General features: G+C 68.4%; 27 protein-coding genes. 15 read left to right on the top strand and 12 right to left on the bottom strand.

Annotated elements, in window-relative coordinates; translation table 11 throughout:
* A complete protein-coding gene (locus tag ACFTZB_RS04385; RefSeq protein ID WP_378430266.1) occupies positions 1-474 on the bottom strand; it encodes an RrF2 family transcriptional regulator in 474 nt (157 codons plus the stop codon).
* A gap of 251 nt (positions 475-725) precedes the next feature.
* On the opposite strand from ACFTZB_RS04385, the gene ACFTZB_RS04380 reads away from it, so the two are divergent.
* The 4 genes from ACFTZB_RS04380 (at position 726) to ACFTZB_RS04365 (ending at position 4,331) form a co-directional block, all read left to right on the top strand.
* Positions 726-1,610 carry a universal stress protein gene (locus ACFTZB_RS04380; RefSeq protein WP_378430265.1) on the top strand — a complete coding sequence of 295 codons (885 nt, stop codon included), beginning with the start codon at positions 726-728 and terminating at the stop codon, positions 1,608-1,610.
* Between the two features lie 73 nt (positions 1,611-1,683).
* Positions 1,684-2,724 carry an LLM class F420-dependent oxidoreductase gene (locus tag ACFTZB_RS04375; RefSeq protein WP_378430264.1) on the top strand — a complete coding sequence of 347 codons (1,041 nt, stop codon included), beginning with the start codon at positions 1,684-1,686 and terminating at the stop codon, positions 2,722-2,724.
* A gap of 49 nt (positions 2,725-2,773) precedes the next feature.
* Complete coding sequence (locus ACFTZB_RS04370; protein WP_276139143.1) at positions 2,774-3,664, top strand: universal stress protein; 891 nt, start codon at positions 2,774-2,776, stop codon at positions 3,662-3,664.
* A 31-nt stretch (positions 3,665-3,695) separates the two neighbouring features.
* A complete protein-coding gene (locus ACFTZB_RS04365; protein WP_378430263.1) occupies positions 3,696-4,331 on the top strand; it encodes a response regulator in 636 nt (211 codons plus the stop codon).
* Between the two features lie 8 nt (positions 4,332-4,339).
* On the opposite strand, the gene ACFTZB_RS04360 is transcribed toward ACFTZB_RS04365, so the two are convergent.
* On the bottom strand, positions 4,340-5,986 hold the full coding sequence (locus tag ACFTZB_RS04360) for a GAF domain-containing sensor histidine kinase (RefSeq protein ID WP_378430262.1): 1,647 nt from the start codon (positions 5,984-5,986) through the stop codon (positions 4,340-4,342).
* 117 nt (positions 5,987-6,103) lie between these two features.
* Here ACFTZB_RS04360 and ACFTZB_RS04355 point away from each other — a divergent pair, with 117 nt between their 5' ends.
* Positions 6,104-6,727 (top strand): Tat pathway signal protein, encoded by a 624-nt coding sequence (locus ACFTZB_RS04355; RefSeq protein ID WP_378430261.1) that lies wholly within the window; start codon positions 6,104-6,106, stop codon positions 6,725-6,727.
* 12 nt (positions 6,728-6,739) lie between these two features.
* Here the strand turns inward: ACFTZB_RS04355 and ACFTZB_RS04350 are convergent, their stop codons facing one another.
* From ACFTZB_RS04350 to ACFTZB_RS04330, 5 genes are all read right to left on the bottom strand, one after another.
* A complete protein-coding gene (locus ACFTZB_RS04350; RefSeq protein ID WP_378430260.1) occupies positions 6,740-7,468 on the bottom strand; it encodes an SRPBCC domain-containing protein in 729 nt (242 codons plus the stop codon).
* Positions 7,465-8,535: a tellurite resistance/C4-dicarboxylate transporter family protein gene (locus ACFTZB_RS04345; protein WP_378430259.1), complete on the bottom strand. Its 1,071-nt coding sequence runs from the start codon at positions 8,533-8,535 to the stop codon at positions 7,465-7,467. Before ACFTZB_RS04345 ends, ACFTZB_RS04350 begins: the two co-directional genes overlap by 4 nt.
* Positions 8,532-8,858 carry a cupin domain-containing protein gene (locus ACFTZB_RS04340; RefSeq protein WP_087559051.1) on the bottom strand — a complete coding sequence of 109 codons (327 nt, stop codon included), beginning with the start codon at positions 8,856-8,858 and terminating at the stop codon, positions 8,532-8,534. The genes ACFTZB_RS04345 and ACFTZB_RS04340 overlap by 4 nt, the downstream gene beginning before the upstream one ends.
* A 75-nt stretch (positions 8,859-8,933) precedes the next feature.
* A complete protein-coding gene (locus ACFTZB_RS04335) occupies positions 8,934-9,425 on the bottom strand; it encodes a dihydrofolate reductase (protein WP_378430258.1) in 492 nt (163 codons plus the stop codon).
* Positions 9,425-10,183: a thymidylate synthase gene (locus ACFTZB_RS04330; protein ID WP_276139191.1), complete on the bottom strand. Its 759-nt coding sequence runs from the start codon at positions 10,181-10,183 to the stop codon at positions 9,425-9,427. Before ACFTZB_RS04330 ends, ACFTZB_RS04335 begins: the two co-directional genes overlap by 1 nt.
* Before the next feature lie 131 nt (positions 10,184-10,314).
* On the opposite strand from ACFTZB_RS04330, the gene cobF reads away from it, so the two are divergent.
* The 5 genes from cobF (at position 10,315) to ACFTZB_RS04305 (ending at position 14,567) form a co-directional block, all read left to right on the top strand.
* Entirely contained in the window at positions 10,315-11,055 is a 741-nt protein-coding gene (gene cobF, locus ACFTZB_RS04325) for a precorrin-6A synthase (deacetylating) (protein WP_378430257.1), read from the top strand.
* A gap of 55 nt (positions 11,056-11,110) precedes the next feature.
* Positions 11,111-11,977 carry an Fpg/Nei family DNA glycosylase gene (locus ACFTZB_RS04320; RefSeq protein ID WP_378430256.1) on the top strand — a complete coding sequence of 289 codons (867 nt, stop codon included), beginning with the start codon at positions 11,111-11,113 and terminating at the stop codon, positions 11,975-11,977.
* A gap of 38 nt (positions 11,978-12,015) precedes the next feature.
* Complete coding sequence (gene purT / locus ACFTZB_RS04315; RefSeq protein WP_378430255.1) at positions 12,016-13,227, top strand: formate-dependent phosphoribosylglycinamide formyltransferase; 1,212 nt, start codon at positions 12,016-12,018, stop codon at positions 13,225-13,227.
* Entirely contained in the window at positions 13,224-13,706 is a 483-nt protein-coding gene (locus ACFTZB_RS04310) for a DUF456 domain-containing protein (RefSeq protein ID WP_378430254.1), read from the top strand. Before purT ends, ACFTZB_RS04310 begins: the two co-directional genes overlap by 4 nt.
* A gap of 96 nt (positions 13,707-13,802) precedes the next feature.
* Positions 13,803-14,567, top strand: coding sequence for a hypothetical protein (locus tag ACFTZB_RS04305; RefSeq protein ID WP_378430253.1), 765 nt, complete (start codon positions 13,803-13,805; stop codon positions 14,565-14,567).
* A 15-nt stretch (positions 14,568-14,582) separates the two neighbouring features.
* Here the strand turns inward: ACFTZB_RS04305 and ACFTZB_RS04300 are convergent, their stop codons facing one another.
* Together ACFTZB_RS04300 and ACFTZB_RS04295 are read right to left on the bottom strand one after the other, a co-directional pair.
* Positions 14,583-15,338: an amidohydrolase family protein gene (locus ACFTZB_RS04300; RefSeq protein WP_378430252.1), complete on the bottom strand. Its 756-nt coding sequence runs from the start codon at positions 15,336-15,338 to the stop codon at positions 14,583-14,585.
* A 143-nt stretch (positions 15,339-15,481) separates the two neighbouring features.
* Positions 15,482-16,873 (bottom strand): FAD-dependent oxidoreductase, encoded by a 1,392-nt coding sequence (locus tag ACFTZB_RS04295; RefSeq protein WP_072947150.1) that lies wholly within the window; start codon positions 16,871-16,873, stop codon positions 15,482-15,484.
* 213 nt (positions 16,874-17,086) lie between these two features.
* On the opposite strand from ACFTZB_RS04295, the gene ACFTZB_RS04290 reads away from it, so the two are divergent.
* The 3 genes from ACFTZB_RS04290 to ACFTZB_RS04280 are packed head-to-tail and all read left to right on the top strand — an operon-like array spanning position 17,087 to position 19,227.
* Positions 17,087-17,539, top strand: a complete 453-nt coding sequence (locus ACFTZB_RS04290; RefSeq protein WP_378430251.1) for a hypothetical protein — start codon at positions 17,087-17,089, stop codon at positions 17,537-17,539.
* Between the two features lie 48 nt (positions 17,540-17,587).
* Positions 17,588-18,007: a rhodanese-like domain-containing protein gene (locus ACFTZB_RS04285; protein ID WP_378430250.1), complete on the top strand. Its 420-nt coding sequence runs from the start codon at positions 17,588-17,590 to the stop codon at positions 18,005-18,007.
* Positions 18,004-19,227, top strand: coding sequence for an O-succinylhomoserine sulfhydrylase (locus ACFTZB_RS04280; RefSeq protein ID WP_378430249.1), 1,224 nt, complete (start codon positions 18,004-18,006; stop codon positions 19,225-19,227). Before ACFTZB_RS04285 ends, ACFTZB_RS04280 begins: the two co-directional genes overlap by 4 nt.
* 19 nt (positions 19,228-19,246) lie before the next feature.
* Here the strand turns inward: ACFTZB_RS04280 and ACFTZB_RS04275 are convergent, their stop codons facing one another.
* Positions 19,247-19,567, bottom strand: coding sequence for a type VII secretion target (locus ACFTZB_RS04275; protein ID WP_378430248.1), 321 nt, complete (start codon positions 19,565-19,567; stop codon positions 19,247-19,249).
* Positions 19,568-19,660: 93 nt separating this feature from the next.
* Between ACFTZB_RS04275 and ACFTZB_RS04270 the strand changes: the two genes are divergently transcribed.
* The gene (locus ACFTZB_RS04270) at positions 19,661-21,331 is read left to right on the top strand and encodes an alpha/beta hydrolase (RefSeq protein WP_378430247.1); all 1,671 of its coding nucleotides are present in this window, start codon (positions 19,661-19,663) and stop codon (positions 21,329-21,331) included.
* Positions 21,328-21,861 carry an LppA family lipoprotein gene (locus ACFTZB_RS04265; RefSeq protein WP_378430246.1) on the top strand — a complete coding sequence of 178 codons (534 nt, stop codon included), beginning with the start codon at positions 21,328-21,330 and terminating at the stop codon, positions 21,859-21,861. The genes ACFTZB_RS04270 and ACFTZB_RS04265 overlap by 4 nt, the downstream gene beginning before the upstream one ends.
* A 21-nt stretch (positions 21,862-21,882) precedes the next feature.
* Here the strand turns inward: ACFTZB_RS04265 and ACFTZB_RS04260 are convergent, their stop codons facing one another.
* On the bottom strand, positions 21,883-22,674 hold the full coding sequence (locus ACFTZB_RS04260) for an HAD-IIA family hydrolase (RefSeq protein ID WP_378430291.1): 792 nt from the start codon (positions 22,672-22,674) through the stop codon (positions 21,883-21,885).
* A gap of 76 nt (positions 22,675-22,750) precedes the next feature.
* The gene (locus ACFTZB_RS04255) at positions 22,751-23,518 is read right to left on the bottom strand and encodes a sulfite exporter TauE/SafE family protein (RefSeq protein WP_378430245.1); all 768 of its coding nucleotides are present in this window, start codon (positions 23,516-23,518) and stop codon (positions 22,751-22,753) included.
* Positions 23,519-23,652: the final 134 nt, after the last annotated feature.

The raw sequence follows: 23,652 nt of genomic DNA, 5'->3' as shown, positions 1-23,652 counted from the left end.
TCATTCTCCGATCGTTCGAGAAAACTGGGAAGTGGAGGTGGCCACCCGGGGGAGGGCGAGCAGCACGGTTCCGGTGGGGGTTCGGGTGAGGTCTTCGACGGTGAGGCCGTCCAGCGAATCGAAGAACGCGTTCTGCGCGCGCCGGAGCGCCGACCGCAGCAGGCATCCCGATCGCAGCGGGCACGGCTGGGCGCCGTCGCAGTCGACGACCTCCGCGTCGCCTTCGAGTCGGCGGGCGAGCCAGCCGACGGACGCGGTGCGGCCGAGTTCGGTGATGGCGAGGCCGCCGGCGCGTCCGCGGCGTGCGTCGACGATGCCGAGTTCGCCGAGCCGGGTGATCACCTTGGCGGCGTGGGTGTACGACACCGACAGTTCCTCGGCGATCGCCCGGCTGCCCGGTCGTTCGCCGTCGCCGGCCACGGCCAGTCGCATGACCACCCGCAGTCCGAGGTCGGTGAACTGTGTGAGTTGCATGACCCGAACGTACTTTAATTCGCATCTCGGATACCAAATTTGTGACCGAGATCGCTCGGGGGATTCGATGGGTCGAAAGGGTCAGTGGCGCAGTTCTATTCGAAGCGAAGCACACCACTCCACTTCTCATCATCGCCCAATCCGGCCGCTGCGGCTACGGCCGGACAGCCCGAATCGGTGGGGACTTAAGTCCCACGTCGAAAGGTGAACGGCGGCAGACGCGAAGAGGAGGCCGGGGATAGTGTGAAGCCATGAGCACACGGGACCGCAACAGCGTCGTCGTCGGCGTCGACGGATCGGACAGCTCGAAGTCCGCTGTCCGGGTGGCTGCCGAACTCGCCACCGAACGTGGACTGAACCTGAAGATCATCCACGCACTCGACTTCGCTCCGTACGGGTTCGGCGGCCCGTACATGGATTCGGGCGGCGTGTACGAGTGGGTGGAGTCGAGCGGCAAGGCGATTCTCGCCGAGGCGCAGGAGCGGGCGTTCGCGGTCAATCCCATCATCGACGTCTGCACCGAACTGTCGATCGGCAGCAGCGCTCAGTGGCTCGTCGACCTGTCCGAGAACGCCCGGATCGTGGTGGTCGGCGCGTCCGGGGCCGGGGCCGCGGCCACCGCGCTGCTCGGGAACACGGCCATCAACGTCACCAGCCACGCGCACTGCCCGGTCGTCGTGGTCCGCGGCGACGCTCACGCGGGCGGTCCCGTCGTGGTCGGCGTCGACGGCAGCGCCACCAGTGAGCGGGCGATCTCGGTGGCCTTTCAGGAGGCGTCGCTGCGGAATGCTCCGCTGGTGGCCGTCCACGTGTGGAGCGACCTCGGATCGAAGGCGTTCGAGGATCCGCGGGCCGCGGCCCTCGTGCCCCAGGGCCTCGAGGAGGACGAACACGCCGTCCTCGCCGAGAGCCTCGCCGGCTGGCAGGAGAAGTACCCCGACGTGCGGGTCACCCGCGAGGTGTACATCGACAATCCGCGGGCACGGTTGCTCGACTGGTCGAAGAAGGCGCAACTGCTGGTCGTCGGCAGCCGGGGGCGCGGAGGGTTCAAAGGGATGCTGCTCGGTTCGACCAGCAACAGCCTGGTCGGTGGGGCACAGTGCCCGGTAGTCGTCGTGAGGCCTGCACGCCCCTGAGGCGATTGCGCGCAGTAGTGTTCTGGATCGAAGCAGGAACAGGTTGCAGGTAACGCCAGGATTGGGGAACGACGTGCGCATAGGAATGGGCTTGAACTACAGCGGCGGATTCGCCGAGACAGTCGACGAGGTCGCCGACCTGGAGAAAGCCGGGCTCGACATCGCATTCGTGCCCGAGGCCTACTCGTTCGACGCGGTGAGCCAGATCGGTTACCTCGCCGCCAAGACCACCACCCTGGAACTCGCGTCGGGCATCTTCCAGATCTACACCCGCACGCCGAGCCTGACGGCGATGACGGCCGCCGGCCTCGACTTCGTGTCGGACGGACGCTTCGTGATGGGGCTCGGCGCCTCCGGTCCGCAGGTGATCGAGGGTTTCCACGGCGTCAAATACGACGCCCCGCTCGGCCGCACCCGCGAGGTCGTCGACATCTGCCGCAAGGTGTGGCGCCGCGAGAAGGTCGAATTCCAGGGCAAGTACTACCAGATTCCGCTGCCCGCCGAGAAGGGCACCGGGCTGGGCAAGCCGCTGAAGATCATCAACCACCCTGTGCGTGATCGCATCCCGATCGTCATCGCCTCGCTCGGACCGAAGAACGTGGAGTTGACCGCCGAGATCGCCGAAGGCTGGGAACCCATCTTCTACCACCCGGAGAAGGCCGCGAGCGTGTGGGGCGAGCCGCTGGCCAAGGGCAAGGCGAAGCGCGACCCGAGCCTCGGCGACCTGCAGGTCTTCGCGTCGCCCGCCCTCGCCATCGGCGACGACGTCGACCACATGCTCGACTGGGTCCGCCCCGGTCTCGCCCTGTACATCGGCGGCATGGGCGCGAAGGGCAAGAACTTCTACAACGACCTCGCGGTCCGGTACGGCTACGAGAAGGAAGCCGAGACCATCCAGGACCTCTACCTGTCGGGCAAGAAGGACGAGGCCGCCGCCGCGGTGCCGGACGACCTGGTGCGGGCCGTGTCGCTGATCGGTCCGGAGAGCTACGTCGCGGAGCGGGTGGCCGCGTTCGCCGAGTCCGGGGTCACCACGCTCACCGTCACCCCGCTCGCCGCGGATCGTGCGGGACGCGTCGCGTTGGTCGAGAAGCTCCGCAAGATCTGCGGGTAGCACCGCACACCTCAGCAGTGCCCAGCCGGAAGAATCAGGAAAGGTGACCATGACCGGAATCAAGCCGATCGTCGTGGGTGTGGACGGATCCGAGTCGGCGTCCGCCGCAGTGGCGTGGGCCGCGCGGGCCGCCGCCGCACTGTCGCTCCCGCTGCACATCGTGACAGTGGTCCACATCCCTGCCTTCTATTACACCGAGCCGTATCTGGCCGAGAGCTTCAAGGAAGAACTCGAGGACACGGCGAAGGCCCGGCTGGGCAGTGCGCGGGTGCACGCCAAGCAGACGGTGGACGAGCCGCTCGACATCACCACCGAACAGTTCGAGGCCAAGGTGAGCCAGACCCTCATCGAACTGTCCGCGAACGCGCACATGGTGGTGCTCGGCTCGCGCGGGCACGGCGAGTTCACCGGCCTGCTGATCGGTTCCACGACGTCCGCGGTCGCCGCGCACGGCCACTGCCCGCTGGTGGTCGTGCGGGGGCGCACCCTGGACGGGCAGCCGCCGACCGAGGGGCCGATCGTGGTCGGCGTCGACGGGTCCGAAAGCAGCAGGGCCGCGTTGGAAGTGGCGTTCGAGCAGGCCGCCGCCCGGGGTGCGAGCCTGGTCGCGGTCAACGTGTGGAGCGATGTGAGTGTGCAGCCGTCGCTCGGCGCCAGCCCGGACGACCCGCTGTGGAGCAGCATTCAGACGGGCGAGGAAGTGGTGCTGTCGGAGCGCCTCGCCGGGTACCAGGAGCGGTATCCGGACGTGACGGTCGAACGCGTCGTCGCGCGCGACCGCCCCGTGCGGGTGCTCAGCGAATTCGCCGAGAAGGCGCAGCTGATAGTCGTGGGCAGCCGTGGCCGGGGCGGTTTCAAAGGAATGCTGCTGGGCTCCACCAGCAACGCCTTGCTCCACACCGCGGACTGCCCGGTGATGATCGTGCGGCCGGAGAGCTAGCGTGTTCTGTCAGTAGCTGGGAGGTGCGCACATGACCACGCGGGTGTTCCTGGTCGACGATCACGAGATCGTGCGACGAGGCCTGGTCGATCTCCTCGGCAGCGTTCCCGACCTCGAGGTGGTCGGGGAGGCTGCGTCGGTCGGGGAGGCGATGGCGCGGGTCCCCGGCAGCGGCGCCGACGTCGCCGTGCTCGACGTCCGGTTGCCGGACGGCAACGGCGTCGAGCTGTGCCGGGACCTGCGCGCCGCACTGCCCGAACTGCGGTGCCTGATGCTGACGTCGTATTCCGACGACGAGGCGCTGTTCGACGCCATCATGGCCGGGGCGTCCGGATTCGTCCTCAAGCAGATCCTCGGCACCGACCTGGTGGCGGCCGTGCGGACGGTGGGGGAGGGTGGTTCGCTGCTCGACAGCAGGGCGACGTCGGCGCTGATGAGCCGGATCAGGTCCGCCCGGCGGGACGACCCGCTGGCGCAACTGTCCGAGCAGGAACGCGCCGTGTTCGACTTGATCGGTGAGGGGCTCACCAACCGGGAGATCGCCGAGCGGCTCTTCCTCGCCGAGAAGACGATCAAGAACTACGTGTCGAGACTGTTGTCGAAACTGGGGATGCAGCGGCGGACGCAGGCTGCGGTGCTCGCCACCGAGTTACGCAAGCATCGCTGAAAGTTCGATCACGTCAACGGCACCCGCCAGGTGACGACGGTTCCCCCGCCCGCGGAGTCGACCGTGCAGACGCCGCCGCAGTGCTCGGCGCGCCGATCGAGGTTGTCCAATCCGCTGCGCCGGGCGCCGTCCGCGATCCCGATGCCGTCGTCCGCGACGGTGACGACGAGGTCGTTCCCGGCGGCCACCGAGATGTCGATGGTGGTGGCCCGCGCGTGCCGCAGCGCATTGCTCAGCGCTTCGCGCAACACCGCCTCCGCGTGGGGGTGGATGCGGCTGGGCACGAGAGTGTCGATGGCACCGGTGAACTGGACGTTCGGCGCGACCGGCGATTGGGAGGTGAGGTCGCCGATCACGTCGAGCAGGCGGCGCCGCAGACTGGTCGCCGACGCGATGCCGGTGGCCTGCAGATCGAAGATGGTGGTGCGGATCTCGCGCACCGTCCGGTCGAGTTGCTCGACCGCGGTGCCCACGATGGACCGCACGCCGTCCGGAACGTCTCCGACCGCGTGCGTGCTCTGCAGGCTCATGCCGGTGGCGAACAAGCGCTGAATCACGTTGTCGTGCAGGTCGCGCGCGATCCGGTCGCGGTCGGCGAGCACCGACAGCAGGCGTTGCTTGCTCTGCTGGTCGGCGAACTCGACCGCGACGGCCGCGAGGTCGGCCACCGATTCGAGTCGGGCCACCTCGTCCGGGTCCCACGGAGTGGTGCCCCGCGCCGTGACCACCAGGACCCCGCCGACCCCCGACGCCGTCGACAGCGGCAGCACCGCGGCCCGGCCCGCCTCGGTGGAGAACGGTGCGAGTCCGTCGATGCCCGTCAGCAGCGCGGGGGTGCGGGAGCGCAGCACTTCGGCGAACGGTTCGGCCTGGACGGTGCTCCGGAAGTTGCTGCGCAGCGGCCGCACCGCGCTGTCCGCCCCGACCACGGCGCCCTCACCGAGCGTCACGACGATGAAGACCTCGTCACCGCTGGACAGTTCGCGTACCTCGGCGGCGAGTGTGTGCAGCGTTTCGTCGAGTGATCCGCCGACCATCAGCCGGGAGGTGATCGCCGCGACGGCCGTCAACCACCGCTCCCGCGTGCGCGATTCCTCGAACAGCCGGGAATTCTCCACCGCCACGCCGGCCGACGTGGCAAGGGCACGCAGAATGACCTCGTCCTCGTCGGTGAACTCCGGTCCGCTGAGTTTCTCGGTCAGATAGATGCTTCCGAAGACTTTGCCCCGCATCATGATCGGCATTCCCAGGAAGCTCTTCATCGGTGGATGATTGGGCGGGAAGCCGAGCGACCCCGGATGATCGGCAAGGTTGGCGAGGCGCACCGGACGGGGGTCGTGGACCAGCAGTCCTAGCAGCCCGCGGCCCTCGGGCAGGTGTCCCATGCGTGCACGCTCGTCCGGCGTGATGCCCTCGTAGACGAACTCCGAGAGCCCACCGTCGGGGGAGTGGACACCGAGCGCCCCGTAGCGGGCGCCGAGCAGGGACGTGGCCGAAGTGACGATGCGCTGCAGGGTGGAATCCAGCTCGAGCCCCGACCCGACCACGAGGACCGCCTCGAACAGGCGCTGAAGACTCCGGCGCGTGGGGATCACGTCGGCGAGCCCCTCCCGGAACTCGCTGATCCTCGCCTCGTGCCCACCGTCCGCTCCCATGTCAGCAGCATAGGTCCGGGGGAGGCGTAACACCGCCAACCACGGCGTCGATAAGAGCTCGAGTGTTTACTCATCCGAACTAATGCTTACCCATTGACGTGACGAGGGAGAAGAAGAATGAATCGACGGCACTTCGCACGACGGGTCGCAGCAGGTCTGACCGCTGCAGTGGCAGCGACGATGATGTTCACCGGTGTCGTGTCGGCGCAGCCCGCAGATTCCGCTGCCGTCGTCGACCCGGCGACTGCGATCGCGAAGCTGCGCACCGTGGCCGCCGGAAACCCCGCGGCCGAGGCCGCCATCGAGCGGCTTGCCGCGTCGCCGACCGACACCGCGGCGACGAACGTCGCCCTGCCGGGCCAGATCTTCCAGGTCCCGGCGTACTCCGACACCGGGCAGGGCGGTCCCGTTCTCGGACAGCTGTACGGAGCGGGTGTGGCGACCAACATGAGCAACCAGTTCCGCTTCGGCTTCTTCGGCGGACCGGGCGTCATCGCGGGCGACCAGACCGGCGCCGAACTCGACGTCGTGTACTACAGCTTCGCCACCGGTGCCAGCGGCATCGTGAAGCTGGACCAGAACAACGTCGCGGTGCCCACGGTCGTGTCCACCGCCCCGGTCGCCGGACTCGGCAGCGGACTGGTCGTCGCGGCCGTGTACGGCTCGCTGAACCACCAGGTGGGGCCGAACGTCGTCAAGAGCACGATCTGGTGGCCCACCCTGGGCACCGTGCTCGCCTGACCGGTCGAGAACTCAGGTGGCAGGTCCGGCCCCCGGCCGGTCCTGCCACCACTCCGTCCACCGCTGCTCGAGCTCGGCCCACTCCTCGTCCTCCAGGCCGTAGGCCGCGAGCAGGATCTGCGCACCGCCGTTCGGACGCGCCGCGTTGACGGGCTGCTCCCCGAACTGCAACAGTCCGGGGCCGAGATCGTCGACGCTCACCGCGGTCTGGTGCGCGCCGACGAAACACACCACCCCGTGCAGCAGGTCGCCCGTGTCGGCGACCGCGGTGAAGTGATCGCCCACCGTCATGTCCGCGAGCTTGTCGAGGCCGAGCAGGTGCCGCGCCGAATCTCCGTCCGCGACCGGGCCTTCGAGGAACAGTGTGCGACGCTCGTCGAGTCCGTGCCGTTCGATACCGAACTTGAGGAACTGCAGGAACGTGGTCCAGCCCTCGGTGACGTCGTCGTACCAGTCGTCGGCGGCGGGATCGGCGCCCCGGGGCGGCCGGGTGATCCGCACCAGCGTGGTGCCGTCGTGCTCGTGGAGGCTGAACCGGTCGGCCCCGCCGAGGGCGAGGGTGAAGGCCTCGGCGTCCTCCGTCACGTCGTCGCCGAAGTAGATTTGCCTGATCTCGTCGTCCAGGCCCTCGTAGTCCCAGCCGTGCCAGCGACGAAGCAACTCCGGGTCGCGCAGCGCAGGCCATACGACCGACGGCGCCGCAGCCACCGATACCTCGATCACGGGCGGGGTTTCCGTCATGGGCTCTCCTGCGTCTCCACTGTTGCCGGTCCGACCTGCACCACCGACCGCCACAGATGCACCACCATGACGACGAACGCCACGCACCACACGGTGAATGCACACCACAGTTCGGCACTACCGACCATACCGACGAGCGGAATGTGGTCCGCTCGGCCCAGGTAGATGCCCGCGACCGCGTACATGCCGAGGGGGAAGACGATGCTCCACACGGTGGCGTCGTAGCGCAGCGGCACCTTGTTGGCGATGTGACGCCACCATCCGGCGGCCACCAGGACCGGGATGAGCCAGGTCGCGAACGCCCAGAACACCACCGCGAATCCGCCGATGAGCCCGCGCGTGGCGTTCACCATCGGCGCGTCCTCCATCTCGACGATGCGGGCGCCCGCGAGAACTGTGATCGCGCACGCACCCATCGCCACCCAGTACGGCGCCGTGAGGTCGCGCGGCCGCAGCGGATACAGCAACATCCGCGCGGCGACGAAGATCCCCGCCGCGCCGTACAGGCACACTCCGACCGACCAGCAGAAGACGGCGACCACGGCCAGGAACCGGCGGGCGCCGTCGTAGACCGGTTCCAGGGTCGCGGCGGCCACGGCCACCGACTGCGCGGCGACCACCCAGATGAACCAGGTTCCGTTGGCACGTGCCACCACCGGACGTTCGGACGTGCCGAGGACGGCGGTCCACGGGACGACGTAGCCGAGCACCACCCACGTCAGCCCGGCGACGGTGAGCAGCACCGCGGTGGCAGCGTGGTGGCCGTCCATCGCCAGGCGCACGCCGAAGACATCGGTCCCGGCGATGAACGTGAAGAAACCGAATCCGCGGCTCGCGTCCGTCAGGTCGTCGACGACCTGACGCCGATACGCCGCGATCCGCCAGATCGTGAGGATCACCAGCGTCACGTAGGCCGCGGCGCAGACGATGAGCAGCAGAACCGACAGCACGTCGTATCCGCCCAGTTTCATGCCCACCGAGATGATCCCGCTGGCCATGACGATCGCGAAGTAGCCCGGATTCAGGGTCCGAACGGAATCCTCGAGACGATCGCGCACGACCGTCACATGGCGACGGTGAGCAGGAACGCGACGTCCTCGATGGCCTCGACGCTGTGCCGGTCCGTCGGGAGCACCAGCAGGTCGCCGGTGGAACCCTTCCACGAGTCCTCACCGGCCACGAGGTTCAGTTTGCCGCTGAGAATGAACAGGGTGGCCTCGCCCGGACTCTCGTGTTCGGCCATCTTCTGACCCGCGGCCAGGGCGATGACGGTCTGCCGGAGGCTGCGCCGATGCCCGCCGTACACGGTCTGCGAACTGCGGCCGCTGGACGTCCCGCCTGCCAACTTCAGTTGCTGACGGGCAAGGGCGGTCAGTGACTTCTTGTCCATGAGGTGAGTATGAACCACTGCGCGCACCGTCACCCGTCGAATGGGGTAACGGTGCGGTGGCAAACAGGTGGCCGGTCAGCGCCGGGTGTAGGTGATCCAGCGGTACCGGGTGCCGTCCTTCGCCGACGTGAGCCACTCACCACTGTCCTGTGCGTGCCAGGAGTCGTCGATGGGGGGTGCCCAGGCGTCGCCGTCGATCGTCACGTCGATCTCGGAGACCAGCAGCTGCGTGGCGAACGGCATTGCCGCCGTGTAGATCTGGCCGCCGCCGATGACGCAGACGTCCTCGTCGGTGAGCGCGAGCGCCGAGGCGATGCCGTCGGCGGACTCCGCCCCCTCCGCCGCCCAGCCGGGCTGACGGCTGATCACGATGTTGCGGCGACCCGGCAGCGGCCGGAATCGCGGGGGCAGCGAGTCCCACGTCCGGCGGCCCATGATCACGGGGTGGCCCTGCGTCACCTTCTTGAAATACGCCATGTCCTCGGGGACGTGCCAGGGGATCGTGTTGTCGCGGCCGATGACGCCGCCGGCGCCCTGGGCCCAGACCAGCTTGACCTCGCGGGCCACTAGACGGCCACCGGCGCCTTGATGGCCGGATGGTGCCGGTAGTCGACGATCTCCACGTCCTCGAACGTGTAGTCGAAGATCGAATCCCGCCGGTTCAGTTTCAGCGTCGGGTACGGCAACGGCTCCCGGCTCAACTGCTCGGTGACCTGGTCGACGTGGTTGTCGTAGATGTGGCAGTCGCCGCCCGTCCAGATGAAATCGCCCGGTTCGAGCCCCGCCTGCTGCGCCACCATGTGGGTGAGGAGCGCGTAACTCGCGATGTTGAACGGCACGCCCAGGAACAGGTCGGCGCTGCGCTGGTACAGCTGGCACGACAGCTTGCCGTCCGCGACGTAGAACTGGAAGAACGCGTGGCACGGCGCCAGCGCCATCTGCGGGATGTCGCCGACGTTCCACGCCGACACGATGATGCGACGCGAATCCGGGTTCGACTTCAGCGTCTCGATGGTCTGGCTGATCTGGTCGATGTGCTCGCCCGACGGGGTCGGCCAGCTGCGCCACTGCACGCCGTAGACCGGTCCCAGTTCGCCGTCCGCGTCGGCCCACTCGTCCCAGATCGTGACGCCGTTGTCCTGGAGCCACTTCACGTTGGAGTCGCCGCGCAGGAACCACAACAGTTCGTAGACGATCGACTTGAGGTGCACCTTCTTCGTGGTGATCAGCGGAAACCCGTCCGCGAGGTTCCAGCGCATCTGATGCCCGAAGACGCTCTTCGTGCCGGTCCCGGTGCGGTCGGCCTTCGGGGTGCCCGTGTCCATGACGAGTCGGAGCAGGTCTTCGTACGGGGTCGGCACAGATGTCACGGTACGAGCATAGGCGGCTCCGCCACCCGTGCGCCTTTCCGGTAGCTGGAGCAACCGGAAAGGCACACGAGCGATAGCCTGCCGCCATGCGTGAACTCTTCGTGATCGGCATCGGCGCCGGCGACCCCGACCAGGTGACGGTCCAGGCGATCAAGGCGATGAACAAGGCGGACGTGTTCTTCGTCATCGGCAAGGGCGACGAGAAGCAGGACCTCGTCGATCTCCGCGCCGGCATCCTCGAGGAGCACGTCGCCGGCCCGTACCGCGTCGTGGACATCGTCGACCCGCCCCGCGACCGCACCCCGTCCGACTACGAGGGTGTCGTCGACGACTGGCACGAGCGCCGGGCGGCGCTGTTCGAGGCCGAGTTCGCGTCGGAGCCGGGGGTCGGGGCGATCCTCGTGTGGGGCGACCCGTCGCTCTACGACAGCACGTTGCGGATCGTCGAGCGGGTGCTCGCCCGCGGCAACGTGTCGTTCGACTACTCGGTGATCCCCGGTGTCACCAGCGTGCAGTCGCTGGCGGCCCAGCATCGGATCGTGCTCAACCGGATCGGCGAACCCGTCCACATCACCACCGGGCGCCGCCTCGCCGAGGGGCTGCCGGACGGCGTCGACAACGCGGTGGTGATGCTCGACGCCCACTGCACGTTCACGCAGGTCCCCGGCGACGACGTCCGGATCTGGTGGGGCGCCTACCTGGGCACCCCCGACGAGGTGCTGATCTCCGGTCGCCTGCGGGAGGTCGAGGGCGAGATCCAGCGGGTGCGCGCCGAACTGCGCGAACGCAAGGGCTGGATCATGGACACCTACCTCCTCCGCAGGTGAGCGCGAAAGTGTGGAGGAGCACACTTTCTCGCTCACATGCCGTTAGCCTGGGACCATGCCCGAGCTGCCCGAGGTGGAGGCGTTAGCCGAGTTCCTGCGTGAACACGCCGTGGGGGCGGTGGTGGGCCGGGTCGACGTGGCGGCCCTGAGCGTGCTGAAGACGTTCGACCCCCCGATCACCGCCCTGCAGGGCCGCGACGTCACGGGTGCCGCCCGGTTCGGCAAGCACCTCGCGCTCGACTGCTCCGGGTTGTGGCTCGTCACCCACCTCTCGCGTGGGGGCTGGCTGCGCTGGACGGACAACCCGTCGGTTGCGCCGCCGAAACCGGGCAAGGGCCCGCTGGCGCTGCGGGTGCATTTCTTCACCCCGGAGGGGGCGACGCCGGCGTTCGACCTGACCGAGGCTGGCACGAAGAAGCGGCTCGCGGTGTGGCTGGTGCACGACCCGCAGGAGGTGGAGGGGATCGCCCGGCTCGGGCCCGACGCCCTCGCCGTCACCGAACCCGAATTCGCGGCGCTGCTGTCCACCACGTCGGCGCGGATCAAGAACGCGCTCGTCGACCAGTCGCTGCTCGCCGGCGTCGGCAACGCCTACTCCGACGAAATCCTGCACACCGCAAAGATTTCCCCGTTCGCGACGTCACGCACCCTGCCGGAAGACCAGGTGCACGTGCTGTACGACGCGATGCGTTCCGTGCTCACCGACGCCGTCGACCGGTCGCGCGGTCAGGACGCGGCGCGGCTGAAGGGGGAGAAGAGATCCGGGATGCGCGTCCACGCCCGGACCGGCCTGCCGTGCCCCGTCTGCGGCGACACCGTCCGTGAAGTGTCGTTCGCGGAGAAGTCTTTTCAGTACTGCGCGACGTGTCAGACCGGAGGCAAGGTGCTCGCCGACCGCCGGATGTCGCGGCTGCTGAAGTAGGCGCTGGTGTGAAACCGTGCCCGCATATAGTTGTGACCATGCGTGAACAGGCACCCGGACGGTTCGGTACCCCTCTGACGGCAGGCGCGACCCGCGTCATGCTCCTCGGGTCGGGTGAGCTGGGCAAGGAGGTGATCATCGCCCTCCAGCGACTGGGGGTCGAGGTGATCGCCGTCGACCGCTACGACAACGCGCCGGGCCACCAGGTGGCGCACCGCGCGCACACGATCGACATGAGCGACCCGGAGGCGCTGTTGCGGCTCGTCGACACCGAGAAGCCGCATTTCGTGGTACCCGAGATCGAGGCCATCGCCACCGATGCGCTCGCCGCCGTCGAGGAGCGCGGCGCCGCCGTCGTGGTTCCCACCGCTCGGGCGACGCAGCTGACGATGAACCGCGAGGGGATCCGGCGGCTCGCGGCGGAGGAACTGGGACTGCCCACGTCGCCGTACGAGTTCGCGGAATCGCTCGAGGAGGTCCGGGCGGCCACCGGGCGCATCGGCTTTCCCTGTGTGATCAAGCCGGTGATGTCTTCATCCGGGAAGGGGCAGTCGACGGTGCGCGCCGCCGACGACGTCGAGAAGGCCTGGGACTACGCGCTCGCGGGCGGCCGCGTCAATTACGGCCGCGTCATCGTGGAGGGGTTCGTCGACTTCGACTACGAAATCACCCAACTCACCGTCCGGGCGATCGGCGCCGACGGCGAAGTGGGCACCTTCTTCTGCGAGCCGATCGGGCATCTGCAGGATTCGGGGGACTACGTGGAGTCGTGGCAGCCGCAGCCGATGAGCTACACGGCGCTCGCCCGGTCGCGTGAGGTGGCGGAGAAGGTGACGTCGGCGCTGGGCGGTCGCGGGATCTTCGGGGTGGAACTGTTCGTGAAGGGCGACGACGTGTACTTCTCGGAGGTCAGCCCCCGCCCGCACGACACGGGACTGGTCACCCTTCGGACGCAACGACTCTCGGAGTTCGAACTGCATGCCCGTGCGATCCTCGGGTTGCCCGTCGACACCACGCTCACGACACCCGGTGCGTCCGCGGTGATCTACGGAAAACTGGATGCCGCCGGGATCGGGTTCGAGGGTGTCGCCGACGCGATGGCCGTCCCCGAGACGGACCTGCGGCTGTTCGGCAAGCCGGAGAGCTTCGCGCGGAGGCGGATGGGCGTCGCCGTGTCCACGGGGCCGGACGTCGAGACCGCGCGCAGCCGCGCGCGGGAGGCGGCGTCCCGCGTCGTGCCCGTCGCGTGAGTCCGGTCGCGGAAGCCTTCGTCGGCCTGGCCGTCGTGGTCGGGCTCGTCGGGATCGTCATTCCTATTCTGCCCGGCACGATCCTCATCTTCGCGGCAATCCTGGTGTGGGCCATCATGACCGGTGGTGCGACGGCGTGGACGGTGTTCGCGGTCGCCACGCTGTTCCTCGTGATCAGCGGCGTCGTCAAATACACCTGGCCGGGCAGGCGGATGCGCAACGCGGGCGTGCCCAACGTGTCGCTGATCGTCGGCGGACTGGCCGGAATCGTGGGATTCTTCGTCGTTCCCGTGGTGGGGTTGTTCCTCGGTTTCATCGCGGGAACGTATGTGGCGGAGCTGTACCGGCTGCGTGCCCACAACCGGGCGTGGGCGTCGACGTGGCACGCGTGCAAGGCCGTCGGACTGTCGATGCTGATCGAACTGCTCGGCGCCCTGATCGCGTCGGGGGTGTGGCTGGCCGCCGTGGTCGCGACGTAGGTCGCCGAAATCGTCGCCGGGGGTATCCAGGAGCGACCTCCACCTGCGATGATGAAATGCGGATGTTGATCTTCCCGGCTAGCGGAGGAATGCGCCGTGAACAAGAAGACGACCTGGATCCTGGCCCCGCTCGCTGCGGCGGCCCTCGCACTGAGTGGCTGCGGCAACGACTCGTCCGACTCGTCCGCGCCGAGCGCCACCAGCGCCGCGGAGGCCACGAGCAGCGGCGAAGCGGCGCCCGCGTCGAACATGATGGAGAAGATCCCGTCACCCTTCGTGATGACCCCGCAGATGGACCCGACGTACGTCGGTTCGGTCGACGGGACCGACGCATACGTCGCGCTGGCCAGGTCGGGCAACGACATGGTCGCCTTCCTGTGCGACGGCGACGAGATGTGGACGTGGATGACCGGCACGATGGACGGCAACACGGCGTCGATGTCGTCGCCGGACGGAGCGACGCTCACGGCGTCGATGAGCGACGGCACCGTGACGGGGCAGGTCAGCGCGCCGGGCATGGCCGACAAGGCGTTCACCGCCAAACCGGTCGGCGCGGAGGACGGGCTGTTCCGGGCAACCACCAACCACGACGGCACCGACTACACCCTCGGCTGGATCATGACCCCCGACGGCGTCCGGGGGCTGGAACGGCAGGCCAACGGCTCGACCACTGGTGGCATCGCCGTCGACCGGAACGGCGACGACATGGACGATCGGCAGCGGGAGCGGCGGCAGGAACGTCGCGAACAGCTGGACTGCGACGAGATGAACACCTACAACACGTGGCTGGTGGCGCAGCCGCAAACGCCGCCGGTGGCCGAGATGGTGTCGATGAACAGCGTGCAGATGGAAGGCTGCTGACGAGTGGCGTGCGTGCTAGCAGCGTCCGTCCGGAGTGTCGCAGCGGTACCATGCACGCGCGTTGCCGCCCATGACCTTGTCGAAGTCGTCGCCGACCGCGTCCGCCACGATGTCGATGTCGCTGTCCTGGAACACTCTTCGCGATCGGCTGCCCGGTAGGTCGGTGCCGAACATCAGCGCCTCGGGGTTGACGGCGTGGATCTTGCGCAGCACGTCGCCGACGTCCTCGATGGTGGTTCGCCCGAACCCGGTGGCCTTCACCCGAACTCCCCGGTCGACGAGATCGAGGAGATACGGCAGGCCCCGCGTCGACATCCCCAGGTGGTCGATGCACACGGCGGGCAGCTTCGCGAACACCGGCTCGAGCGACAGCAGCAGGGTGGCGTCGACGTAGAACTCCGCGTGCCAGCCGGCCAGCTCGTACGCCCGCAGGGCCTGCTTGGTGAGGAGCTTCACGTCGGTCGCGCTGCGCCGAAGATTGAACCGGACGGCTCGGACCCCGGCGCGGTCGAGTTCGAGGATGCTCTCATCCGGGGTGTCGAGTTCCATCTGGGTGACGCCCACCCAGCTGGGGCCGAGCTCCTCGAGCGCGGCTTTCAGGTAATTCTGGTCGGTGCCCTGGTACGAGGCCGTGACGACGGCGCCGCCGTCCACGCCGAAGCCTGCCGTGCGTGCCCGGTAGTCGGCGATGGTGAACGGCTCCGGAAGGTAGCCGTGGTTCTCGACCACCGGGAACCGGGGATCGATGATGTGAACGTGGGCGTCAAACACGACTCATATCCTGCCTTGTGCGGGGGACTGCCCGGAACATCGCGCCGCAACCGGGGCGACCTCGCCACCGTCCGGACACACCTGCTCCGAGACGACGGAAGGGAACCTCCCTCGGGAGGTTCCCTTCGCACCGAGTCTGAAGATCAGGCCTTGTCGGGCTCGCTGGCCTTGAGCATGTCCTCACGCTCGACGACCTTGATCCGCTCGCGGCCCTCGGGCTCGCCCAGACTGCGCTCGTGCGCGTCGAGGCGGTACCAGCCCTGCCAGGTGGTGTAGGGGACCTGCTTGCCCTCGAGGAACTCGATGATCGCGTCCTCGCCCGGGTTCGCGGGCTCGGGGAAGCCGGTCCGGTCCTCGAGCAGGTTCGCGACGGTCTCGTTGGCATCGCCCTTGGTGTGGCCGATCAGGCCGACCGGGCCGCGCTTGATCCAGCCGGTGACGTAGGTGGCCGGCATGAACCGGGCGTTGCCCTCGGCGGTGTCGTCGGCGATGACGCGTCCGGCCTCGTTCGGGACCGTGCCCGCCTGCTCGTCGAACGGCAGCTTCGCGATGTTCTGCGACAGGTAACCCACGGCGCGGTACACGGCCTGGACGTCCCAGTCGTTGAACTTGCCGGTGCCCTTGACGTTGCCGGTGCCGTCCAGCTGGGTGCGCTCGGTGCGCAGACCGACGACCTTGCCGTCCTCGCCGAGCACCTCGGTGGGCGATTCGAAGAAGTGCAGGAACAGCTTGTGCGGGCGGTTGCCCACGTCGCGGATGGCCCAGTCCTGCAGGGTGTTGGCGACCATGTCGACCTGCTTGGAGTTGCGGCGCGCCTGCTCGGAACCCTCGTCGTAGTCGATGTCCTCGGGGTCGACGATGACCTCGATCGTCGGCGAGTGATCGAGTTCACGCAGCTCGAGGGGGGTGAACTTGGCCTGCGCCGGTCCGCGGCGGCCGAACACGTGGACCTCGACGGCCTTGTTGGCCTTGAGCCCCTCGTAGACGTTGGCGGGGATCTCCGTCGGCAGCAGTTCGTCGCCGGTCTTGGCGAGGACGCGCGCGATGTCGAGGGCGACGTTGCCGACACCGAGGACGGCGACCTTCTCGGCCTCGAGGGGCCAGGTGCGCGGGACGTCGGGGTGGCCGTCGTACCAGGAGACGAAGTCGGCGGCGCCGTAGCTGCCGTCGAGTTCGATGCCCGGGATGTTGAGGGCGCGGTCGGCGTTGGCGCCGGTGGAGAAGATCACCGCGTCGTAGAAGCTGTGCAGGTCTTCGAGGGTGATGTCGCTGCCGTAGTCGATGTTGCCCAGCAGGCGGACCGACGGCTTGTCGAGCACCTTGTGCAGGGCGGTGATGATGCCCTTGATGCGCGGGTGGTCGGGGGCGACGCCGTACCGGATCAGACCGAAGGGCGCAGGCATCCGCTCGAAGAGGTCGATGCTGATCCCGCCGTCAGACGCGGCATCGGATTTCATGAGTGCGTCGGCTGCGTAGATACCGGCTGGACCGGCACCCACGATCGCAACGCGCAACGGACGTGTCTGATCAGTCATCTGGAGCGAACTACCTTCTGAAGGGCGGACAACGAAACCTCAGCTTAAATTAAGCCCAGCCTGATCGGGTGGCCGAGGTGCAGCAGACAGGGCAAAGCCCATTCTCGGGACTCACGCCTGTAGAGAGTAGTCGCCTCCGCGTTGGGGGGTCACAAACACGATTTGTAGGGGCAGCTCGATACACTCGTGGCCAGCCGAGATCGAAGGGAAGTCATGTCCGGTTCGAGCGAATCGCCTCAGCGCGACGCGGGAGGCGCGGAAGATCCGGTGGATCCCCGGCGCACCACGGCGGTGCCGTTCATCGCCGCAGTCACCGTCATCGTCGTCATCCTCGTCGCCATCGTGGTGTCCAGCATGCTCTCGCCCGCCGACGAGAACGTCACGGAGGCGGACCGCATCAACCGTTCGGTCGCCGACTTCATCCAGGCCCACAACCACGACGACGCCGATCTGCAGAAGACGCTGGTCTGCCCGACGTGGTCCGACGACCGGTCCGTGCTCCGGGGCAGGGAAGGCGACGTCACGCTGCAGGGCGTCGAATCGTCCGAGGTCAACGGCGACCGTGCCCGGGCGGAAGTCCGGGTCAGCGCCGACGACGGCAAGGGCGAGACGACGGACACCTGGCAACTGACGCGGAACGGCGACACATGGGTCGTCTGCAACTGACCGTTGCCCGGAAGGGCGCACAGAACAGGGTTGTGAAAAGCTGACATGGTGAGTTACGCAGGCGACATAACGCCGGAGCATGCCTGGGAGCTGCTCCGCGACAATCCCGACGCTGTGCTGGTGGACGTGCGGACGGACGCCGAGTGGAAATACGTCGGGGTCCCCGACACGACCTCCCTCGGGCGGAAGACCGTGCTGATCGAATGGGTCAGCTACCCGACGGGCAGTCGTAACGACAACTTCGTGGACCAGCTGAAGGAGGCCGGGATCGCGGGCGGCGACGACGCCCCGGTGATCTTCCTGTGTCGCTCCGGCCAGCGGTCCATCGGTGCGGCGGAAGCCGCGACAGCGGCGGGCATCGGCCCGTCGTACAACGTGCTCGACGGTTTCGAAGGCGGCCTGGACGCCGACGGTCATCGTGGGGCGGTCGGCTGGCGGGCGCTGGGCCTGCCGTGGAGGCAGTGGTGAGTGCAATTCCTCGAGGCGGCGCGTTTGACAAGGCGCTGCCGGACGACATCGGCCAGGGCACGATCAGCGTGCGCGGAGGAACCCTCCGTTCCGGCTTCGAAGAGACGTCCGAAGCGATCTTCCTGAACTCCGGTTTCGTGTTCGAGAGCGCCGGAGCGGCCGAGGCGTCGTTCACCGGCGACATCGACCACTTCGTGTACTCCCGGTACGGCAACCCCACCGTGAAGATGTTCGAGGAGCGGCTGCGCCTGATCGAGGGCGCGGAGGCCTGCTTCGGCACGGCCAGCGGAATGTCCGCGGTGTTCACCGCACTCGGTGCGCTCCTGAAGGCAGGCGACCGCCTCGTCGCGGCGCGCAGCCTGTTCGGCTCCTGCTTCGTGGTGTGCAACGAGATCCTGCCCCGCTGGGGTGTGGAGACGGTGTTCGTCGACGGTGAAGACCTCGACCAGTGGGAGAAGGCTCTGTCCGAGCCGACCACCGCGGTGTTCTTCGAGACACCGTCGAACCCGATGCAGACACTCGTGGACGTCCCCCGGGTGGCGGAACTAGCACACGCCGCCGGCGCCAAGGTCGTGCTCGACAACGTGTTCGCGACCCCGCTGCTGCAGCACAGCCTGGAACTGGGTGCCGACATCGTCGTCTACTCCGGCACCAAGCACATCGACGGCCAGGGCCGCGTGCTCGGCGGCGCGATCCTCGGTCCGAAGGACTACATCGAGGGCCCCGTCCAGAACCTCATGCGCCACACCGGGCCGGCGCTGAGCCCGTTCAACGCGTGGACGCTCCTCAAGGGGCTCGAGACGATGCCGATCCGGGTGCGGCACTCCGTCGGCTCGGCACTGGAGATCGCCCGGTTCCTCGAAGGCCACGCCGCCGTCGACTGGGTCAAGTACCCGTATCTCGAATCGCACCCCCAGTACGACCTCGCCAAGCGGCAGATGAGCGGCGGCGGCACCGTCGTCACCTTCGCGCTGAACGCGTCCGAGAGCGAAGCGAAGAAGCGGGCCTTCGAACTCCTCGACGCCCTGCGACTGGTCAACATCTCCAACAACCTCGGCGACTCCAAGTCGCTCATCACCCACCCGGCCACCACCACCCACCGGGCGATGGGGCCGGAAGGTCGTGCGGCAGTGGGCATCACCGACGGCGTCGTCCGGCTGTCCGTCGGACTCGAAGACACCGCCGACCTCCTGGCCGACCTGGAGCAGGCACTGGGATAGGCGCACGAGCCCGGAGGGCCTAGAGGTCGAGGCTCGAGGCCTGCGCGACCGCGTGGAGGCGCTCGGCAGTGACGGCGTCCTGGGCGTCGTACCGCCGGGCGCACTCGACGAGTGTCGCCGACATCCCGGCCAGCGTGCGCTGCAACGACTCCCGCCTGCCGTCGAGGTAGGACGTGAACCGGTCGAACCCGGCGCCGGCCGCTTCCGGCCACGCCGCCCCCGAGTCGGCGACGGCAGCGTCGATGGGGTTCAGCCGTGAGAGTGCATCGTCGAACAGGGCGTCGAGCTGGCCGGCCGCTGCGCGCAGGGTACCGGTGTCGACGTGGGTGGAACCGCTCATGTTCGATCCTTCGTGTCGGTCGAGACGAGATCGGGCTCCCGCGGACGCGATAGATCCGCTAGGGTACGGGCATTATGCATCCTGGGGGGGATCGTGAATCTGAGGGACATAGCCCGGTGGGACGTCCGCGCGCTGCAGGCCGTGCAACGGTCGCTGTCCGAGCGGGCGGCGACCATCGCATTCGTGCAGGACGGTCTCGCCGCCATCGGCCGGTTGCCCGTGTGGCAGGACGAGGCCGCGGACGCCGCACGTCGGCGGTTCCGGATCGTCGCGGATGAACTGAGTGGGGAGGCGGCGTCGGTCGCCGTCGTCGAGGCGCTGACCCGCGAGTTGTTCGACGCGGTCACGCACCTGCAGACCGAACTCGACGGCGTCCGTGACGCGGCGGCCGCCCACGGCATGGCGCTGTCGGACGACGGGGACGTCGCGGACGCACCGGGACCGCCGGTCGACGTGCCGAACGCGGTGGGGCGCGAGGAACTGCGTGCCGAACTGGGTGCCGCGGCCCGGGCGCTGATCCTGCAGGCGGAGGATCTCGTCGCCGACGCCGCTGCCGTCCTGATGCGGGCCGCGGAGGGCAGTGTCGAACCCGGTGAAGTGGGTCGCGGCCTGTCCGCCCCCGCGCCGCCACCAGACGGCTCTCCGCTCGCCAACCGCGAGTACTGGGATGACCTGCCCGCAGCCCAGCGGCGCGAGGTGATCGAGCGGCATCCCGAGTGGGTGGGCGACCGCGACGGCATTCCGTCCGCCGTGCGGCACGAGGCGAACGTGAGCCGATTCGCCGGCGAGCGGTCCCGGTGGGAGTCGGAACGGGATCGCCTGCGGGACACGTTGGATCACAACGTGTTCGGTAGTGCTTTCACCGACGACGATGCGCGGCTGTGGTACGCCGAGCAGAAGCTGCGGGACCTCGACGACGTCGAGGCGCTCGTCCGCGACCACCCGGACGGCAGGCTGATGCTGCTCGATCTGCAGTCGGGTGAACGGACGATGGCCGCCTTCGCGCTCGGCGACCCCGACACCGCCGACCACATCTCCGTCACCACACCGGGCATCGACACCACCGTCGGCTCCCTCCCCGGAATGACCGACGAGGCAACGGCGCTGAAGGCGGAAATCGAACGGCAGCTGGACCTTTCCGGCCGCACCGGCGACACGGTGTCGACGATCGCGTGGCTCGGGTATCAGCCGCCGACCACCACCGGTCCGGGCAATTACGACGTACCGTTCATCGACCAGAATCTCGGGCGCGGCTGGCTCCTCGACGCCTGGCAGTCCGACCGCGCGACCGCGGGAGCCCCGAAGCTCGCCTCGTTCTACGAAGGCCTCGACGTCGCCTCGCAGACGCCCGACCCGCACATCACCGCCCTCGGACATTCGTACGGTTCGTACACCCAGGGCCTGGCCCTGCAGGAAGCGGGACCGCGGCAGCCGGTCGACGACGCCGTGTTCTACGGGTCACCAGGCTTCGCCGCGAACGACGAATCCGACCTCGGGCTGGCACCCGGCCACGGGTTCGTGATGCGCGCGCACGACGATCCGATCACCGTGGCGGACGGGTTCGGCCGGCTCGGACCCGATCCCGTGCAGACCGACCTCGAGCAACTGTCGGTGCGTGCGGCGACGACCTCCGACGGCATCCGGCGGGAAGACGCCAACGGGCACAGCGAGTATCCACGGCCGAGCGACAACGGCGAACTGCGGGCGTCCGGCTACAACATGGCCGTGATCGCGGCGGGCCTGCCGGAACTGGCGCTCCGGTGACGATCCGGTGGGCGACGAAGACGGTCGCCGCGATCGGCGCGGCGATCCTGACGAGCGGATGTGGTGGCGTGACGGACAACCCGTACAACTTCGGCGACGACGAGATCGCGGCGGCGGCCGAGAGTCTGACCGGCAGGCCGACGCTCGCCGTCACCGAGAGACACGTCACCGATGCGCTGGTGCGGATCGGCGAAGCCGTCGGCGCGATCGCTCCGGACGTCCGGTGGCGGTGGCATCGTGAACGCAGCCAGGGCGGCGGATGTCCCGGACCGTACGCCTACACGGAGGGGAAGTCCGTCACCACGCGAGCGCTACTGTCCGACAACCCGATCCGTGACGACGACTGGCCGGTGGTGCTGGCGGCGGCCCGCGCGGTCGCCGCCGACGCCGGGATGGATCGGCTCGACGTCCACGTCGACGAGCCCGGACGCCACGATGTGACGCTCGCCGGCGAGGACGGGAACCGGATCACGTTCGGCACGTACAAGGCTGCCTCGCTCCGGGGTGTCACCGGCTGCCGCCACCCGTGAGTACTTGTCAACGTCGGGCGGTTAACAAGTACTCACGGGTGGCGGAGCCGCATCGCCGAACGGATCCGACGTGCGGCCGACCAGGTCGGCGACCGATTTGAGAACCGCGGTGGGGCGGTAGGGGAACAGCTCCACCGAATCCCGCGTCGAGATTCCGGTGAGGACGAGGATGGTCTGCAGCCCGGCTTCGAGCCCGCAGACGATGTCGGTGTCCATGCGGTCACCGATCATCAGCGTGTTCGCGGAGTGCGCGCCGATGGCCCGCAGCGCCGAGCGCATCATCAGGGCGTTCGGCTTGCCCACGTAGTACGGGTCGCGGCCGGTGGCGCGGCTGATCAGTGCCGCAACGGATCCTGTGGCCGGAAGGGAGCCCTCGCGCGACGGTCCGGTGGGGTCGGGGTTGGTGGCGATGAAGCGAGCGCCCCTCTCCACCAGGCGAATTGCGGTGGTGATGGCCTCGAAGGAATAGGTGCGGGTCTCACCGAGGACCACGTAGTCGGGATCGTTCTCGGTGAGGACGTACCCGATGTCGTGCAGCGCGGTGGTGAGCCCGGATTCGCCGACGACGTAGGCGCTGCCGCCGGGGCGCTGGTTCGCCAGGAACGTCGCGGTGGCCAGGGCGGACGTCCAGATCGATTCCTCGGGAATGTCCAGGCCGGTGCGGAGCAGCCGGGCGCGGAGATCGCGCGGCGTCCTGATGGAATTGTTGGTCAGGACGATGAACGGGGTGCCGGACTCCCGGAGTTCGGCCAGGAACAGGTCGGCGCCGGGGACCAGATGCTCTTCGTGGACGAGTACGCCGTCCATGTCCATGAGATAGGTCCAGCCCGGGTGCTCTACTTCGTTGCTCACCGACTCAGTATGGAGGAGCGGGAGGGTGCATGCGTGACTATGCGAGCAGCCGGAACAGGCCGATGAGACCGACGACGACGATGGTTCCCCGCAGCGCGGTGGGGGACAGGCGGCGGCCGTAGCGGGCGCCGAGGACGCCGCCGAGCAGCGAGCCCACCGCGATGAGGCCGGCGGCCGCCCAGCTGATCCGGTCGAAGGCCACGAGCGTGTACGCGGTCGCGGCGACGACGTTGACGATGAGCGACAGCAGATTCTTCGCGCCGTTCATCCGTTGCAGGCTCTCCGGCAGGATCGCGCCCATCACGCCCATCAGCAGAATGCCCTGCGCAGCGGTGAAGTATCCGCCGTACACCCCGACGGCGAACGTGCCGACGGTCAGCAGGGTGAGTCGCGTAGTGCTCAGGCCCGCCTCGTGGCTGCCGCGTTGCTTCGCCCAGGCCTGGATCTTCGGCTGCAGCACCACCAAAATCAGGGCGAGGATCAGCAGCACCGGGACGATGAGTTCGAACACCGTTTCGGGCAGGTGCAGCAGGAGCCACGAGCCGAGAATCGCACCGCACAGGGAGGCCGGGATCTGCCACCGCAGCCGCGGTCCCTGCCCGGCGAGCTCCCGCCGGTATCCCCACGTGCCGGACACGCCACCGGCGACGAGGCCGATCGCGTTCGACATCGTGGCGGTCACGGGAGGGAACCCGAAAGCCACCAGGGTGGGGAAGGTGATGAGCGTGCCGCTGCCGACGATGGCGTTGATCGCGCCCGCGCCGACGCCGGCGACGAGGATCGCGATGACTTCGAGTGGTGTCACCGAGGCGACGTTACAAGGGCCTCCGACGGCCCGGCAGCCGGGTCACGCGGCGGTGGCGATACGCGACCGCGCATCCCATCCAACCGCATCCCCGACCGGTTGTCAGCACTTCTGCGCACGGTGATTCTTGCGTC

The sequence above is a fragment of the Rhodococcus sp. NPDC057014 genome (assembly GCF_042673295.1).
In the GTDB taxonomy this organism is placed as follows: Bacteria; Actinomycetota; Actinomycetes; order Mycobacteriales; family Mycobacteriaceae; genus Rhodococcus_F.
This window is presented reverse-complemented; position numbering and strand designations above follow the sequence as displayed.